Consider the following 1,046-nt stretch of genomic DNA (forward strand, 5'->3'; position numbering starts at 1 on the left):
TGGAGGGGTAAAGTCTGGCAAGAGCCGATATGCAGAACAGCAAGCAGAGCTAGTTATAGCAAACAATAGTGCATCGTCGATTTGTTTGCTTGCCACTGCACAAGCACTGGATGAGGAAATGGCAGCACGAATTGAGCGTCACAAGGCAGACCGGCCAGATCATTGGTGTGTGATAGAAGAGCCGCTAGAGTTGGCAAAAGTGCTTGAGGAACGTGCTGGTGAAGATATAGTGCTCGTTGTTGATTGTCTTACCTTATGGGTCACTAATCTTTTGATGCTTGAAGACAAAACACGCGTCCAGTTAGAGCTTGATCGATTTGTCGAGGCTGTCAGTCTAACAAATGTAGAATTAATTTTGGTTTCCAACGAGACCAATATGGGAGTCATGCCTTTAGGCGATTTAAGTCGTAAATATTGTGATGTAGCAGGGCTGTTACATCAAAGCTTGGCAAGCCTTTGTGATCAGGTCGATTTAGTTGTCGCAGGCTTGCCTCTTTCACTCAAATCCAATGCGAACAATAAGCCTGGCAGTTCTTAGGAAATATTGATGCTTGATAGCGAAAATAAAACTGCTGATCCTTTGTTAAGTGTGAATACTTTATCGTGGCACTGTGGTAATAAGGTGATCCTGCAAGATATTAGTTTTGCCCTATCAGAAGGAGGTTTTGTTGGCTTAATCGGCCCTAATGGCTCAGGGAAGTCCAGCTTGATGCGTTGCTGTTACAGAGTAAACAAACCGAGCAAAGGCAATGTGTCCTTAGGCGGCTCGGATATCTGGGAGAACAGCTTAAGGGACAACGCAAAGCAGGTGGCTGTCATTTTGCAGGAGCATCATGATCATTTAGGGCTGACGGTAAGAGAGGTTGTACTGCAAGGGCTAGCGCCCCACAAGGGCTTGTTTGAGTGGGATACAAAGGAAGATATTCGTTTTGTCAGTTCAGTTATTGCTGATATGGACTTATCGGCTGTTGAAGATTGCTTGTTCAGTATTTTGTCGGGTGGTGAGAAGCAGCGCGTGATGCTTGCAAGAGCAATTGTGCAGAAAC

Annotated in this window: 2 protein-coding genes; both read left to right on the forward strand. The window is 45.2% G+C overall.

The window, feature by feature from the left end:
* The coding region (gene cobU, locus A3735_RS02440; RefSeq protein ID WP_068637535.1) for a bifunctional adenosylcobinamide kinase/adenosylcobinamide-phosphate guanylyltransferase at positions 1–538 on the forward strand (538 nt) is incomplete at its 5' end.
* A 9-nt stretch (positions 539–547) separates the two neighbouring features.
* On the forward strand, positions 548–1,046 hold a 499-nt coding region (locus A3735_RS02445), incomplete at its 3' end, for an ABC transporter ATP-binding protein (protein WP_156499347.1).

The organism is Oleiphilus sp. HI0061 (assembly GCF_001635675.1).